The organism is Rickettsia sp. MAE-05, assembly GCF_057319745.1.
In genome coordinates this window covers 147860-162910 of record NZ_JBLTIO010000001.1, presented here as the reverse complement: position 1 = coordinate 162910, position 15051 = coordinate 147860, and the positions used below count along the sequence as shown (strand labels likewise).

Sequence of the window (15051 nt, the reverse complement as noted above, 5' to 3'; positions counted from 1 at the left end):
TAACTATTCCTGCAAAAATCTCATTAATTTTCGCTAAAAAAGCTCTTTAATTACTAATTAATATTTATTTACCGACAGACTCTTAGATTCTTTAAAATATATGCTAACTATTCTAGAAAAATTTTTATTTGCTCCTGTAAAAACGTTCATTAGTATTCGTGAAGATACCGTCTCAGCTCTTAAGAGGCTCGGTATTAACAATATTCGGGATTTATTATTTTATTTACCCGTTTCATATCAAAATAAAATATTATCGCCTAATTTAACCGAAGTTAGAGACGGCGAAATAATCCAAACGGAAATTATAATTGAGAGCATTAATTTACCGAAAAAAAGCAATCAGCCGTTAAAGATTACGGCTAGCAATGATACCGGTTCGTTGTTATTAGTGTTTTTTCATAAGCCCCCTCCGTTCATCTTCAACAAATTAAAAGTAGGTACTTCTCATATTGTTAGCGGGAAAGTACAATTTTTTGATCATTATTTGCAGATTTCACATCCTGAATTTATTACTAATCCTAAGCTTGCAAAGGAAATAGAGCCGATTTATTCCCTGACATATTTACTGAGTAACAAGCAGCTATATTCATATATCATAAAAGCAATAGAGATATTTGAAGATAAGTGTAAAGCGGTGGAAGATAAAGAGGTAAGGGATTACTTAGATGTTATATTGCAGAATTTGAAAATGTTGCACTCTTTATGTCATTCCCGCCCCTTATGTCATTCCCGCGAAAGCGGGAATCCAGAAAAAAAAGTAATAGATTCCCGCTTTCGCGGGAATGACATGATGGGGCTTCGCAATGACGATTTATATGCTAACGCCAAAAAACAACTAGCCGCCAAAGAACTTATCGCTAATCAAATATCTCTTTTTAATGTACGTATGCAAATTGCCGGAAAACAAGGTAATATTTATCCTAAAGCTGTAGCTATACAAGCAAATATATTAAATGAGCTGGGGTTTGAGCTAACTTCCTATCAAAAGCAAGTCATAGAAGAAATAGAGCTTGAGCAAAGCGATAAAGTAGAAATGATGAGGTTATTGCAAGGTGACGTTGGCAGCGGTAAAACTTTGGTAGCTCTGCTGACGATGGTAAACACGGTGGAGGCAGGGTTTCAAGCAACGCTTATGGCTCCAACCGATTTACTTGCCAATCAGCATTACGAGTTTTTTGTTAAAGCCTTAAAAAATACTAATATAAGAGTCTCATTACTTACAGGTAAGATACTCGGGGCAGCTCGTAAAAATATTATGATACAACTTGAAAACGGTGAGATTGATATATTAGTTGGTACTCATGCGTTATTTCAAGAGAAAGTAAGTTTTAAGAAGCTAGGTTATATAGTGATTGATGAGCAGCATAGATTTGGAGTGCAGCAGCGTTTGAATCTAATAAATAAAGGAGTAAATCCCGATGTTTTAGTTATGACTGCAACACCGATTCCTCGGAGTCTTGCACTTACTATGTTTGGTGATATGACTATCTCAAAGCTAATGGGTAAGCCGAAAAATCGTTTGCCTATCGCTACGAACACCATGTCAGTTAATAAGATAGAACATATTATCGAAGCGATAAATAAGAAGCTTGTAGCAGGTGAGCGGGTATATTGGATATGCCCGTTGATAGAGCAGGGAGAGAACTCTGTTATGACACGGGAGGAGCAAGAGGATAGTTTATTGATGGATGTGGGTAGTCGTTTTAATTCGATTGAGAATATATACCAAGGTTATACCGGTATTATTCATGGTAAGATGAAGAACGAGCAGAAAGACCAAATAATGAGGCAGTTTAAGGAAGGTGAAATTAAGATATTAGTTGCAACAACTGTTATTGAAGTCGGAATAGACGTACCTGAAGCAACTTTAATTGTTATCGAAAACGCTGAGCAGTTTGGTCTCGCTCAGCTTCATCAGCTTAGAGGTAGAGTAGGGCGAGGCTCTTTGCAGTCATATTGCATATTGCTCTATAATCCTAAAAGGCTTGGAAAAGTTGCACGAGGTAGGTTTGAGATAATGAAACAAACTAATGATGGGTTTTATATCGCTGAGCAGGATTTAAAACTTCGAGGTAGCGGTGAGATTTTAGGAGTAAAACAAAGTGGTGAAATGGAGTTTTTCTTTGCTGATTTGGCGAAAGATTATGATCTATTACTTAAAGCTCATAAATTTGCAGAAATAGGTTCAAAAGGTAATTTAAATTTTGTTAACTTTCAGATAAAGCTCTTCGCCAAAACGCAACTAAGTGAGCTGGTTTAATTTAAATATGTCACTGTTTGGCATTGTGGTATGGCTTCCTAATCGTCATTGCGAGCGACCGTAGGGAGCACGGCAATCCAGCTAAAATAATAAAAAAATTCTGATTTACAGAATTTTTTACTGGATTGCTTCGTCAAATTACTATGTAATTCTTCTCGCAATGACAGAAAAACCTAGCCATGCAACAAGGCTGGCTTGACCACGATATCTAAAAAAACTACTATTAGTATTATTTCCTATTCTTGATCTGATGGGGCTGATAGCATTTCTCCAATTGCTTCTAGCTCTTGTGTAGGATATCCCGTGTTAGAATTATAGTAAACCGAATTGTAATCGGGTGGTGAATCTAAATTTACTAAAGATTGGGTTTCTATTTTATTAAGATCATAAAGCTCTGCTATTTTATTATGAAGAATTTTTGAAACTTTTTGATCCTTTGTTGCAGCAGCAATCTCATAAATTGTATGACCGCTATTATTAGGTATTAAAGGAAATAATTTAAAATCAGTCTCTACTTTTGCCTTGCTAAAATAATTTTTTAGTAGAGGAGTATTTTGTGATTGAAGTATATTCATTAAAACTGAATTTCCTTCGGCGTCCTTATAATTAAGATTAAGTTGACCTGATGAAAGTAGTAGTTTTGCAGTTTTGTAAGAATTATTTTGTAATGAAGTTTTGAAAGCTTCATCTAGGGGGTATATTTACAGCATTATAAGCACGTATAGTAGTAGCTAAATCGTATTAAGTTTACTAAAAATGCTTTTTGGTGTTGCTGTTAGTACGCGGAGTATTGGCATAACTTAATCCATTAATATTGTTTAATATTCATATAGCTTACATATTAAAAATTTTTAATATGTAAATAAGCCTTAGTGATATACATATAATGGATTTAAATGTCAATTAATTAGTTTTTATCTTTGCTATTTATAATATTCGGTGAAAATTTATTTACTGATACCCTATTATCCAATTAGTCCTGTGTAATTTCAGCAAGTCTAGTAAATAGAGTATCAATCATATCCCAGCCTTTTTTTTGGATAGTGAGTAGAGAAGAATCATTAATATTTATTTGTTTTAATAAATCTATTCCCATTTGTTCATGTTTGGGATCAAGATGCATATGTGTTTTGAAATGTTTTGCTGACTTATGATTTAAAAATATTGATCCTAGTTTTTCATAGAATATAGTAGCACAAGACTCTATTACTAAATGGACAAGGACGGCTCTTTCACTATCTCCAAGAGTCATCATTTTTAGTGTAAACCAAGAACCTAAGGCCTCAAAAATAGAATCTGTAGTTCCTTCATTATTTTCTGGATTTTGGGATAATTCTATATTATGTCCAAATTCATCGGTAAGATGCTCCCATGAAAGTTGTTTAAATTCTTTTGTTTCAGAAAATACTACTCTTGCTAATACCATTTTTTGAAATTCGTCTGACCAAATCCTAAAATGTTTAAGAAATTTATTTTTTTGTAGGGTACTATCTAACTTAATTTCAAATAGTTTGTTTTTTCTGAATTGCTCTTTATATTGTTCATTATCCGAAATTAGATGATCTATTAAATCCATATAAGTAATATTAATATTATCTAAATCATATTAATATTAATCTAGGAGCACTGTCACTAATTATTAGTATTTACTTACCAATTTTTAAAACCATATGTGTATTTATAGATAAATATAAATTGTAAGATTATAATTTGTATGCAGTAAATATATAAAGCATTTCGGCTTATCCATTTTAAATTTATCGGTATTTTTTGTGAGTAATCTTTTAGTATCATTAATGTATAGGTAATCATTAAGAAGATGAGATCTAAAATTAATTCAGTATTTGAAAAATTAAACTCATTAAAGGAAATTGCAAGAGTAAAAAGAGTTGAATGCACGAAAGAAGCAAAAATTGCTATAAAGCAGCAAAGTTTTAGATTTGTCTGCTCATGTTTTGAAATAAATCCAAGTATCATTATAGCAATTACAAGAGTCCCGTAATCAATCAAAGCCCAGCTAATATACCATAATATTACCATTATAATTACATGACAATAACCGCTATAGAGAAAGTGAGTTAAAGAATTACGAAAATAATAAATATACCATTGCCCTAAATATATAGAGATTAGAATATTTGTAGTAAGAAACTGTTTAAATAGTACAGTAGTATATATTTGTAATAAAACACCGAATATTATTATATGGGTTTTTGGCTTATCATGAAAATTATAACCGGCAAAAAAGCAAAATATCGGCATAGCCGTGCGACCTATAATTCGCATAATAGTTAATTCAGGATATAGATATAAACCAACATGATCAATAATCATGGCTATAATAGCTAAGGTTTTTAGCAAATCCTGATAATTTGATTGGTGCTTATTTCTTGTTATTATCATAATTGACCACTTTTAATAAATATGCCGTGCCGAAAAATGCTCCCATTCCAACTGCAATTGTACCCCCTAGCATGCAAACTTTAATCAATAAATATTCCGAATAAAAATATTCTAAATAATAATATTTTATTAAAGCAATGATGATAGACATTGTTATGCAGCATAACAAAATTTTACCACAGAAAAGCTTTATACCTGCTTCTATATGTAGCTTATTTTGTTTTGTAGTATAGCTATATAATAAACCTAGATTATACCAAGCTGCAATAGATGTACCAACTGCAATACCAATATGTTTCAACGAATCCATTAATAATAGATTCATACCGGTATTAATTATTATTGAAAATAAGGTTATTTTGAGCGGTGTTTTAGTATCTCCGTTAGCGTAAAAAATAGGAGTTAAAATTTTTGCCAAAATAAAAGCAGGAAGTCCGAGTGCAAATGCAGAAATAGTCTCGGCTGTATTTGTAGTATCTTGGCTCGTGAATACTCCCCTTTCATAAATTATATTAATAATCGGATGAGATAGAATTATAATACCAAATGTTGCAGGCAATGATAACAATAGCCCCATTCTAATAGCGTTATTCTGTATTTTTTTTGCAGCTACTATATCATTTGATTTATAGATTTTTGACAGTTCAGGTAGCAATATAGTAGAGAAGCTAGTACCTATTATCGATAAAGGAAATTGATATATCCGGTCGGCATAAGATAATATAGAAATAGCACCTTCAATAAAGCTAGCAATAGATTGGGATATGAAAAGATTTAATTGCTGTACGCCGGAGCTAATGGTTGCCGGTCCCATATTAATCAAAAGCTTTTTTACATCGGGATCGCTTGGGTTAAAAATTATCGGAAAGTTTAAATCCGCTCTTTTCACACAGACAAACATAAAAGAAACTTGTAATATTCCGGCAATTATTAAAGATAAGCTAATCGAGATAGTAGACTCTATATAATTATCAAATGTTAAAGTAAAAATTATTACGCATACACTTAAAATAACCGGTGAAAAAGCAAATGCAGCGAATTTTTTTACAGAGTTTAATATTCCGCCAAGTAGAGCCGTTAATGAAACAAATATTAAATAAGGTATTGTAATTCGGCATAAAAATACCGTAAGCTCAAATTTTTCTTTTTTACCGTGAAATCCAGGAGCAATAAACAGCATTAATTGTGGCATGAAGATTTGCATTAATGCTATTATTACTATTAATGTCAGAAGTAGAAGGGTAAATACCTCGCCTGAAAAATTATTAGCGGCTTTCTTAGAAATAAGCATTTTTTCATTATAAATAGGAATGAATACGCTTGATAATGCTCCTTCTGCAAAAATTCTTCTAAATAGATTCGGTAGTTTAAAAGCAACATTAATGCTATCACCCATAGGGGTAGAGCCAAATAATGATGCGATAAATTGTTCACGCACAAGCCCGAATATGCGAGAAATTAATGTGAAAAAAGCTACTACGACCCCTGAACGAAATAATCGACTTCCTGCATAACTTGCTTCTAAAGGTAATTTGTGCGTCAATCCGGTACTCGCATCCTCACGTACTAAAGTGTACGCTGCGGTGGCATGCGCTTCCGTGTTTCCTTCAAATTCCTCTTTATTAGCTACGTTATGTAAGAAGTCGGTCACTGTTTATTTTTTATCTTAAATTTTCCTGATGTCATTCCTGCCTGTGCTCATGGGTGTCAACTTAAGGCGAGTCTCACTGGATGTCATCCCTGCGAAAGCAGGGATCCATGCTAAAAAATCTTTAATTTTAAAAATTTTTTATTATATAGTTTTTTTAAAGTAAAGCTTTTAAAAAGCTTTACTTTAATGGATTCCCGCCGTTGCTAAGAATGACATAATCGGAAGAGCCATGCAGCAATGCCTCTAAATCCTGTTACAACTGGCTATTAGCCCTATCTATTCCTTCATTAATCAAACTATCCGCTTTTGCTTTATTTTCCCATCCGGTAACTTTAACCCATTTACCTTTTTCTAAATCTTTATAATGCTCAAAGAAATGCACGATACGTTTCTTTAGCATTTCACATAAATCATCTAATTCTTTAATATGATCGAAAGTAATATCGAGTTTAGAAGTCGGTACTGCGATTATTTTTTCATCAAGCCCCGATTCGTCTTCCATCATTAATACGCCGACTGCTCGGCATTTTATAACCGACCCAGGCACTACCGGATGATGAGCTACGACAAGTACGTCTACAGGATCACCGTCATTTGAAAGAGTATGAGGAATAAAGCCGTAATTACACGGATAGCTCATGGTAGTTTGCATAAAGCGATCAACAAAAACCGCTCCTGATTCTTTGTCAAATTCGTATTTGATTGGACCGCTATTCATCGGAATTTCGATAATTACGTTTATTTCGTCATTATTTGCTTTTGCTTTGATTTTATCTATAAACATGTTTTTTATTTTGTTTTTGTCATGCCGTGGCTTGACCACGGCATCCAGTTAAAAATATTTAAACAACCTGTAATTTAAGTTGTTTTTATGGATACCGTGGTCAAGCCACGGTATGACACCGAGTGCTTTAACTCGGAGGTCTATAATTCTCATCATGCTTTGCAAGTAATTGTCTTGCTATAAATTTTCCGTCCGATAATTGCCCTATGGCAATAATTCCTTGTCCTTCACGAAATAGAGCAGGGAGTACACCTTGATATAATATTTCGAAATCCTTAATATTATCGGTAATAACAAAACTTATCTTATCAGCAGCAATTTTATTTATTGAGTCTATTTTAACAAGACCGCCGACTCTTAACTCTTTTCCTTGTTCTATTTCATTAATTTTTGATGGTGGCAAAAAAAATACTATATTTTTCTCTAAATTGTAAAGTATTATACTAATTCCAAGAGCTGCAGAGCAGAAACAAATAATTATTGTTATTAATCTATTTCTTACTCTCTTTTGCATTTTTCAATAATTTGTAATTTAAGAAGCTTAAGCCTAGTAATATTGCTAAAACTAAAAAAGTAAATAAATATGCAGTTAATATATAGTTACTCATTAATTGCCTTTCAAAAACTCCATAATTTCCTTAGGTGAAGAATCTAAATAGAAATGTTTCAGATATTTTCCGTTTGCATCGATTAAATAGGTAAAAGATGAATGATCGAGCATATAGTTCGGGTCGTCATCATCACCATTTACACGAGCATAGAAAACTTTAAATTTATCGGTTACATCTTTTATTTGCTGCTCGTTACCGGTAAGACCTATAAATTTCGGATGAAAATGTTTTAGATATTCTTTAAGTACTATAGGAGTATCACGTTTTGGGTCAATAGTGATAAAAACAGGTAGAATATCTATTTTATGTTTATTTAAAATTTCTACAATCTCCGTCATTTTATTTAGAGAGGTTGGGCATATATCAGGACAACTAGTAAATCCAAAATAAATGAGGCTTAAATTGTCTTTCAACTTATCACTATTAAATATCTCTCCATTTTGGTCTATTAGTTCAAAATCACCGCCGATTTTTACGTTATCCTCATAGATATTAACTTGACCGGCAAGCGGTTTTTCAGGCGTTCTTAAAGATAACAACAAATATAATGCTCCTACTCCTATTAATAAGCTAATTACGATAATTATTTTTATAACATTTGATTGCATTTTCATAATATATACTCGTTGAACTTGAAAAATTGGCTACGTCGTCTTTGTAAGTCCTCGGATGCTCACGTATTAAATATACGCTCCGCTCCTCGGCTTACAGACTCCTTGCTCTTTTCCAAGTTGAACTTCGTATATCAACTCTTTATTTCGCAGGAGTATAATTCTTTTCTTTCAAGAAGTTTAAAATTACGACATTTTGGTTGTTTTTACACAAGCCCTAATTTTTTAGGTTTAAAATATTTCACCCAAATATCTATTAACAATTTAGTAATGATAATCGCCGAAAACATTGAAGATATAATCCCGATTGTTAATGCAACGGCAAAACCTTTTATTGCCCCGACTCCGAATATATAAAGTAAAAAAGCAACGATTAAAGTAGTTAGGTTAGAATCAAGGATAGTAGCAAACGCAGATTCAAAACCGGTTCTAATAGCATAAAGATTAGAAACTCCTTTATGCAGCTCCTCTTTAATTCTTTCGTAAATCAATACATTAGCATCAACAGCCATACCCATAGTTAGTATTATTCCTGCAATTCCCGGGAGAGTTAAAGTAGCTTGGAAAAGTGAAAGTAAAGCTAGAATATATAACAATGCAAGGCTTAGAGCTATATTGGCAAATAAACCAAGTACATCGTAAGACCAAACCATAAATATACAAACTGCTATAAACCCTATAAGTCCTGCTTTTTTGCCCGACTCTATAGAATCAGCACCTAAATTTGGACCTATACTTCTCTCTTCAATAATTTTAAGTGGGGCAGGGAGCGAACCGGCTCGCAATAATAGTGCAAGCTCATTTGCCGACTCAACGGTAAAATTTCCTGTTATTATACCGCTTCCGCCCATAATTGCTCCATTTATCGTTGGAGCACTTAGTAATTTATTATCTAAAACTATAGCAAGGCGTTTACCAGTATTATTTTTGGTTATTTCACCGAATATTTTACTACCTAAATTATTGAAAGAAAAAGCAACTACCGCCTGCGAATTTTGATCAAAAGAAGCTGAAGCGGTTGTAAGCTGATCTCCACCTAAAACGACTTTTTTCTTTATAACTACATAATACTCACCGTGATTTTCGTTATCACCTTTAACAAGCATTGAACCTACCGGAACATGTCCTTTTACCGCTTCTTCGATATTGGCATTTTCATCAACTAAATGAAAAGTTAGCTTTGCAGTTTTCCCTAATATATTCTTCAGGTAAGAGGGATTTTCTTCGCCTGGAACTTGCAGTAATATATGCTTATCGCCTTGCTTCTGTAGTGTTGGCTCTTTAGTGCCGGTACTATCAACTCTCATGCGAACGATCTCAATAGATTGGTCTACTACCTTATTAAGTAAGTCATTTAATCTAGATTCGCTGTAGCTAAGCTTTATTTTATTTTCATTTACTTCAGCGATAATTTCCGGATCGATTTTATTAATTATTTTCTTTAACGGCTTTAATTCCTCAGGCGATCTTATTTCTAATTGAATGCTATTTTGTCTAACTAACAGATTTTTATAGCCGATTTTATCCTCACGAAAATTTTTGCGTAAAGTGTCAGCAAGATTTTCCATTGAATCATTTAAGTAGGTGTCAAAATCAACATCGAGTAATAAATGGGCTCCTCCTCTAAGGTCAAGCCCTAGATTTACTGAATCATGAGGCAGAAACTTAGAATTTACCTGCATGAAATTAGGTAAGGCACAAATAACCGCAAAAACCGTACATATAATTGAAAGAAAAATTTTCCATTTAGGAAGATTTTGCACCGCTTACCTTCTTATCTTTTTTGTTATTTTCTTTTTTTACTGCTACTTCTTTTGTACGACTTGTTATATCAACAATAGCACTTTTTAAAGCTTTAATACGTACGTCTTTAGCTATTTCGATTTCAATATTATTGTCATTTTCACTTACTTTAGTCACAATACCGTAAATGCCGCTATTTGTTAGAACTTCTTCACCTTTTTTAACTTCACTTACTAATTTCTCTCTTTCTTTGCGTCGTTTTTCTTGCGGACGTAATAATAAGAAGTAAAATACGGCAAAAATTAAAACCATCGGTATTAAGCTTGTTAACCCCGATTGTAAAGAATTTGTTTCTACAGGCACTACCTCAGTTTCCTGTATCTCTATAGTGTCGTTATTATTTGCCTGATTATCTTGCGTATTTGCTGACATATGTAATTTCCTAATTGTTGCAATAGTCTTCCTGTATAACCTCTTTCTAAAGGTATAAGTCAATCCGGTACTCGTGTCCTCACGTACTTTTTTGTACGTTGTGGTGCTGCGTGCCGTGTTTCCTACAAATTTATCCTTATTAGCTACATTATGCAAGAAGTCTAATAAAATAAAAATAGCTAGCTAAACGCTTTTATGCAAGGGTAAAATAAAAATATAAAGTTAATCAAAGGTAATGCATTATATTTAAATGTATTTTATATTATTATAAGTTATCACAAAACCGATAAATGGCTATTTTTATGACAGTTATAACTACTAGAATTTCTAATGAACTAGATATTATACTTTCTAATGTTGCTAAGGAAATCGATAGACCAAAAGGATATATTATACGTAAAGCAATAGAAAGTTATATAGAAGAAAAAGCAGATTTGTTAATTGCTTTGTCTCGTATAGAAAAAGGGGAAGAAGTAATTTCGTTAGAAGATATTAAGAAAAAATATGGTTTGGAAGATTGAATTTATGATAAACTTACTGGTCGTGCCTCCGTATTGCAGTTTAGAGTAAATAGTCTATAATCCTCAAACAGTAATAAGAGAGAATTATAGTTAAGGAGTTATGGCAAAAATAGATGTTAAGTGTAGATATTGTAACAACACAGAAGAAGTAATAAAGTCAGGATATTCAATTTCAAAACAACAGAGATATCAATGCAAGCGGTGTAATCGATATTTTCAATTGGAGTATATTAATAATGCATCTAAGCCTGGAGTTAAGGAGCAAATAGTAGAAATGTCAATCAACGGCTCTGGAGTTAGAGATACAGTAAGAGTATTAAAAGCGGGTATCAATACAGTTATCCGTGTTTTAAAAAAATCTAGTATTAAAAACAATAAATCATTCTATCAGTACAACAGAAGTAATTATTGCTCCTGAGATAGATGAACAATGGTCTTATGTACAGAATAAATCCAGACAACGATGGCTTTGGTATGCCTTGGATAAGATTTCGTTAAAAGTAGTTGCTTATACGTTTGGTACAAGATGTGATAGCACATTAGAATCATTACTGAAAAAACTAGAGAATTTCAAGGTGACTTTTTACTATACAGATGGATGGGGGAGTTATGCTAGGTTATTAGACCCTAAAAAGCATATTATCAGTAAAAAATACACTCAACGGATAGAACGAAGTAACTTGAACCTTAGAACGAGATGCAAGAGGCTTGCACGTAAGACAATCTGCTTTTCCAAGTCATTGGATATTCATGATAAGGTTATTGGTACTCTTATTGAACGTATAGCTTTTTAATAGGCGTAACTGCAATATGGAGGCATGACCAACTTACTGATGTCATGTGTGAAAGAGCGTTGTTTCCTGGACTGATTTTCCGTCATTGCGAGCGAACGTTAGTGAGCATGGCAATCTCAGGAATTTTGCCTGAGATTGCTTCGTCGACGCCTATGACGTCTTCTCGCAATGACAAAAACGAATAATATTGAAAAATCACTGGAGCGGGTGAAGGGATTCGAACCCTCGACTTCGACCTTGGCAAGGTAGCGCTCTACCCCTGAGCTACACCCGCTTAAATATGAGGGCATCAGTAAATAAATTTTAACCGATAATTTAATTCTTTTTTGCTGCAAATTATAAGATTTTTTTGAAATATTGATAATATTCCTTCAAAAATCTTATGAATTTTCGCTAAAAAAGCTCTTTAATTACTAATTAAAATTTATTTACCGATATCCTCTAACAACGGCGTTTTAATGTAAAAAGTTTAAGGGGATCAAAATTAATTACATATAAAACGCCTTAGTGCTTTTTAATCTAAGCGAATCTGAATATAAGTAATTATAAGATAAATTGCAAGTATTAAATTAGAAATTTATTGGCATTGCTAAATAAAGATAGATTATTTAATAAATCAATACCATTGCAAGGAAATTACAAAGTAATTGACTAAGTAATCTAGTTAAAAACTCTGTAAACTAGTATTTTTTTATTATTTTCTTAGATTGATACGCTACTTTCAGTCGCTCAGCTCATTACGACATTTATCTTTAGTTAGTAATGCTATAAAATCTAATTTTTTTAAATTGACTTTTATTTTTATATAAAACAAGATAGTTCTTTATTAATTTTAACTAATCTGTAAAAAAGCATGTTAAGTTACCCAAAAGAGCAAAAGAGTTTAGCCCGTAATCAAAAAGAAGCAATAGGGCTATTATCGATAGGTACGTTTCTTGAATATTTTGATCTCATGCTTTATGTACACATGGCGGTACTACTTAACGAGCTATTTTTTCCTGAAGCTGATGCACGAGCTGCTTCTCTATATTCTGCCATCGCATTTTGTTCAACTTATGTGTTTAGACCTATCGGAGCTTTAATATTCGGTTGGATAGGAGATACTATAGGTCGTAAATCAACTGTTATTATTACAACTTTTTTAATGTCGCTTTGTTGTCTTATAATGGCTAATTTAAAAACTTATGCCGAAATTGGTATTACGGCAACTTTTGTAGTAACTGCGTGTCGGATTGTTCAGGGGATGTCTTCTATGGGGGAGGTAGTAGGTGCTGAGCTTTATCTAACCGAAATGACCAAAATTCCTCAACGTTATTGGGTGGTGGCTTCGCTTGTTATTTCTGTAGATTTAGGTATAACCATGGCATTGGCAGTAGGAACGCTTGTTACTTCTTTTGGGTCTGATTGGCGTATGGCATTTTGGTTTGGAGCAGTTATTGCTATAGTTGGTGCTGTTGCAAGGACAAATCTTAGGGAAACTCCGGATTTCATTGATGCAAAAAGACGAATAAAGAAAACTGTAGCACAAGCGGGGATAGATAGTAATAGGCTAAAATCAAGTCCTATTTGGAGTGAAAAAATTAATAAAACAACAGCAATAGCTTTCTTTTTTATACATTGTGGAGCACCATTATGGTTTTATATTTTGTATATTTATTGCGGTAATATACTAAAAAACTCATTTAATTACAGTGCTGCTCAAGTAATTCATCAAAATTTTATTGTTTCCATTGTAGAATTAATAAATACAATAATTCTTACTTATTTAGTTTGTAAAATACATCCTCTAAAAATCCTTAAAGTAAGATTAATAATATTTTCTATTGTAGCTATTATGTCTCCTATCTTACTAAATAATATCTCAGTTGCTACTGAATTATTTTTATTCCAATTATTTATTGCATTATTTGCACCTACTACTTTTCCGGCAGGGGCAGTGTTTTATGCAAGATTTCCGGTATTAAAACGTTTTACATGTGGTAGTTTTATATTTGCTTTATCAAGAGCTTTAATGTTTGCAGTTTCTTCTTTTGGAACAGTTTACTTGATAGATTATTTTAATCACTGGGGATTGTTATTCTTTATTATTCCAATTCTAATCGGTTATACATTTGGAGTAAATCATTTTATAAAGTTAGAGAAGGAAGCAGAAAGTTATCATTAGAAAAAGTTTTTTGTCTTTCAAGCTCAATATTAAAAACTTTTAGGCATAACTCAGCAAACTCTTGCTCTAGTTTATAATTTATATTAGCAGCGACCAAAAGAAAATTTATTAAAGTCTCTTCAATAATTTTTCTAGCTTTCTCAGATGATTTAACTCCCAAAGTTTGCACATTATGAATTCGATCAAATAATTTTATTAATGCCGTATTGTATCTTTTCTCTTTAATTAGTAAGTTTAGGCTTTCTCCGCTACTTATCTTCCCGTAAGATTTAATTCTAGTTAGACCTTCTACGTGTTTTGCTACTTCCGATCCAAAAATTTCGGTAATTGCTTCTTCAGTTAATTCGGTGTCTTCAATAGTATCATGAAGTAAAGCAGCTTGCAGCATAATAACGTTATAAAGCTTAGGTGTTTCTTCAGCTACAAATTCAGCAAGCATAATTGCTACCTCAATTGGGTGCGAATAATAAGGATCGTCTGATTGACGCATTTGAGAACCGTGATATTTACGTGTATAGTAGATACCTTTTTTGATTTCAAGGATATCTATAGGATTTTCTACTTTAGTATTTAAATATTCGAGTTTATCAAGTAGTTTTTTACTATAAACACAAATTTTAAACTTTTCTTTCCAAGAGCTTATATCTTCCATAAAAGTTATTTCTTATTTCATTATAATTTGTGGGCTATTAATTAAAAAATTTTAATAATAAATAGCTGCAGATTAAAAATTATTGTTATATAATTTTAAATATTAATCCTAAAGTCAAAATGTAACTATGTCAAACCGTAATAGTTTAGAAGTACAAGAGTATGCACAATCTAGCTCCTTAAATAATACTAATCTAACTGCATTACAGGGTGAGTTAATACTAACTGTTGCAAATTTATTATTCAAAGACTCGAATATAAATAATAATAATCAGAATATACCAAGAGATAATAATATATCTTATGAGAATAATATTAATAATATTACCGAGTCTGAAAATCAGGATACAAGTTGCGGTATATGTAAATGTCTTGGAGCTATAGCTACTGTTTGCTGTAATGTGTATGTATTTTTATTTGAATAGA

Annotated in this window: 14 protein-coding genes, 1 tRNA gene and 2 pseudogenes; 5 read left to right on the top strand and 12 right to left on the bottom strand. The window is 32.4% G+C overall.

Annotation, left to right across the window (positions count from 1 at the left end; all coding sequences use genetic code 11):
• The first annotated feature begins 100 nt into the window (after window positions 1-100).
• Entirely contained in the window at window positions 101-2260 is a 2160-nt protein-coding gene (locus tag ACNFN7_RS00950; RefSeq protein WP_485440493.1) for an ATP-dependent DNA helicase RecG, read from the top strand.
• A gap of 236 nt (window positions 2261-2496) precedes the next feature.
• On the opposite strand, the gene ACNFN7_RS00945 is transcribed toward ACNFN7_RS00950, so the two are convergent.
• The 10 genes and pseudogenes from ACNFN7_RS00945 to yajC form a co-directional block, all read right to left on the bottom strand.
• Window positions 2497-2835, bottom strand: a complete 339-nt coding sequence (locus ACNFN7_RS00945; protein ID WP_485440492.1) for a hypothetical protein — start codon at window positions 2833-2835, stop codon at window positions 2497-2499.
• A gap of 398 nt (window positions 2836-3233) precedes the next feature.
• On the bottom strand, window positions 3234-3836 hold the full coding sequence (locus ACNFN7_RS00940; RefSeq protein WP_485440491.1) for a hypothetical protein: 603 nt from the start codon (window positions 3834-3836) through the stop codon (window positions 3234-3236).
• Window positions 3837-3910: 74 nt separating this feature from the next.
• Window positions 3911-4663 carry a TraX family protein gene (locus ACNFN7_RS00935; RefSeq protein WP_485440490.1) on the bottom strand — a complete coding sequence of 251 codons (753 nt, stop codon included), beginning with the start codon at window positions 4661-4663 and terminating at the stop codon, window positions 3911-3913.
• A complete protein-coding gene (murJ, locus tag ACNFN7_RS00930; protein WP_485440858.1) occupies window positions 4644-6206 on the bottom strand; it encodes a murein biosynthesis integral membrane protein MurJ in 1563 nt (520 codons plus the stop codon). Before murJ ends, ACNFN7_RS00935 begins: the two co-directional genes overlap by 20 nt.
• A gap of 361 nt (window positions 6207-6567) precedes the next feature.
• Window positions 6568-7098, bottom strand: coding sequence for an inorganic diphosphatase (ppa, locus tag ACNFN7_RS00925; RefSeq protein ID WP_485440489.1), 531 nt, complete (start codon window positions 7096-7098; stop codon window positions 6568-6570).
• A gap of 127 nt (window positions 7099-7225) precedes the next feature.
• Window positions 7226-7612 (bottom strand): cytochrome c maturation protein CcmE, encoded by a 387-nt coding sequence (ccmE, locus tag ACNFN7_RS00920; RefSeq protein ID WP_485440488.1) that lies wholly within the window; start codon window positions 7610-7612, stop codon window positions 7226-7228.
• A gap of 93 nt (window positions 7613-7705) precedes the next feature.
• Window positions 7706-8323 (bottom strand): SCO family protein, encoded by a 618-nt coding sequence (locus ACNFN7_RS00915; protein ID WP_485440487.1) that lies wholly within the window; start codon window positions 8321-8323, stop codon window positions 7706-7708.
• Between the two features lie 16 nt (window positions 8324-8339).
• A pseudogene (locus ACNFN7_RS00910) lies at window positions 8340-8439 on the bottom strand (palindromic element RPE5 domain-containing protein); the annotation flags it as partial.
• Between the two features lie 87 nt (window positions 8440-8526).
• Window positions 8527-10083, bottom strand: coding sequence for a protein translocase subunit SecD (gene secD, locus ACNFN7_RS00905; protein ID WP_485440486.1), 1557 nt, complete (start codon window positions 10081-10083; stop codon window positions 8527-8529).
• Complete coding sequence (gene yajC, locus ACNFN7_RS00900) at window positions 10067-10444, bottom strand: preprotein translocase subunit YajC (RefSeq protein ID WP_485440857.1); 378 nt, start codon at window positions 10442-10444, stop codon at window positions 10067-10069. The genes secD and yajC overlap by 17 nt, the downstream gene beginning before the upstream one ends.
• A 341-nt stretch (window positions 10445-10785) precedes the next feature.
• On the opposite strand from yajC, the gene ACNFN7_RS00895 reads away from it, so the two are divergent.
• Together ACNFN7_RS00895 and ACNFN7_RS00890 are read left to right on the top strand one after the other, a co-directional pair.
• Window positions 10786-11016, top strand: coding sequence for a DUF6290 family protein (locus ACNFN7_RS00895; protein ID WP_011271280.1), 231 nt, complete (start codon window positions 10786-10788; stop codon window positions 11014-11016).
• 100 nt (window positions 11017-11116) lie between these two features.
• Window positions 11117-11810 (top strand): annotated as a pseudogene (locus tag ACNFN7_RS00890) (IS1 family transposase).
• A gap of 199 nt (window positions 11811-12009) precedes the next feature.
• Here ACNFN7_RS00890 and ACNFN7_RS00885 read toward each other — a convergent pair.
• Window positions 12010-12084 (bottom strand) — tRNA-Gly (locus ACNFN7_RS00885).
• Between the two features lie 579 nt (window positions 12085-12663).
• On the opposite strand from ACNFN7_RS00885, the gene ACNFN7_RS00880 reads away from it, so the two are divergent.
• Window positions 12664-13974 (top strand): MFS transporter, encoded by a 1311-nt coding sequence (locus ACNFN7_RS00880; protein ID WP_485440485.1) that lies wholly within the window; start codon window positions 12664-12666, stop codon window positions 13972-13974.
• On the opposite strand, the gene ACNFN7_RS00875 is transcribed toward ACNFN7_RS00880, so the two are convergent.
• Entirely contained in the window at window positions 13937-14626 is a 690-nt protein-coding gene (locus ACNFN7_RS00875) for an HD domain-containing protein (protein ID WP_485440484.1), read from the bottom strand. The two genes, ACNFN7_RS00880 and ACNFN7_RS00875, sit on opposite strands and share 38 nt — an antisense overlap.
• 127 nt (window positions 14627-14753) lie before the next feature.
• Between ACNFN7_RS00875 and ACNFN7_RS00870 the strand changes: the two genes are divergently transcribed.
• Entirely contained in the window at window positions 14754-15050 is a 297-nt protein-coding gene (locus ACNFN7_RS00870; protein ID WP_485440483.1) for a hypothetical protein, read from the top strand.
• Window position 15051 lies beyond the last annotated feature (1 nt).

Excerpts from the sequence above, each read along its gene's own strand:
- ACNFN7_RS00940 (WP_485440491.1), bottom strand. The coding sequence starts at position 3,836 with ATGGATTTAATAGATCATCTAATTTCGGATAATGAACAATATAAAGAG.
- ACNFN7_RS00945 (WP_485440492.1), bottom strand. The coding sequence starts at position 2,835 with ATGAATATACTTCAATCACAAAATACTCCTCTACTAAAAAATTATTTT.
- ccmE (WP_485440488.1), bottom strand. The coding sequence starts at position 7,612 with ATGCAAAAGAGAGTAAGAAATAGATTAATAACAATAATTATTTGTTTC.
- ACNFN7_RS00880 (WP_485440485.1), top strand. The coding sequence starts at position 12,664 with ATGTTAAGTTACCCAAAAGAGCAAAAGAGTTTAGCCCGTAATCAAAAA.
- ACNFN7_RS00875 (WP_485440484.1), bottom strand. The coding sequence starts at position 14,626 with ATGGAAGATATAAGCTCTTGGAAAGAAAAGTTTAAAATTTGTGTTTAT.
- ACNFN7_RS00870 (WP_485440483.1), top strand. The coding sequence starts at position 14,754 with ATGTCAAACCGTAATAGTTTAGAAGTACAAGAGTATGCACAATCTAGC.
- ACNFN7_RS00895 (WP_011271280.1), top strand. The coding sequence starts at position 10,786 with ATGGCTATTTTTATGACAGTTATAACTACTAGAATTTCTAATGAACTA.
- ACNFN7_RS00915 (WP_485440487.1), bottom strand. The coding sequence starts at position 8,323 with ATGAAAATGCAATCAAATGTTATAAAAATAATTATCGTAATTAGCTTA.
- ACNFN7_RS00950 (WP_485440493.1), top strand. The coding sequence starts at position 101 with ATGCTAACTATTCTAGAAAAATTTTTATTTGCTCCTGTAAAAACGTTC.
- ACNFN7_RS00935 (WP_485440490.1), bottom strand. The coding sequence starts at position 4,663 with ATGATAATAACAAGAAATAAGCACCAATCAAATTATCAGGATTTGCTA.
- ppa (WP_485440489.1), bottom strand. The coding sequence starts at position 7,098 with ATGTTTATAGATAAAATCAAAGCAAAAGCAAATAATGACGAAATAAAC.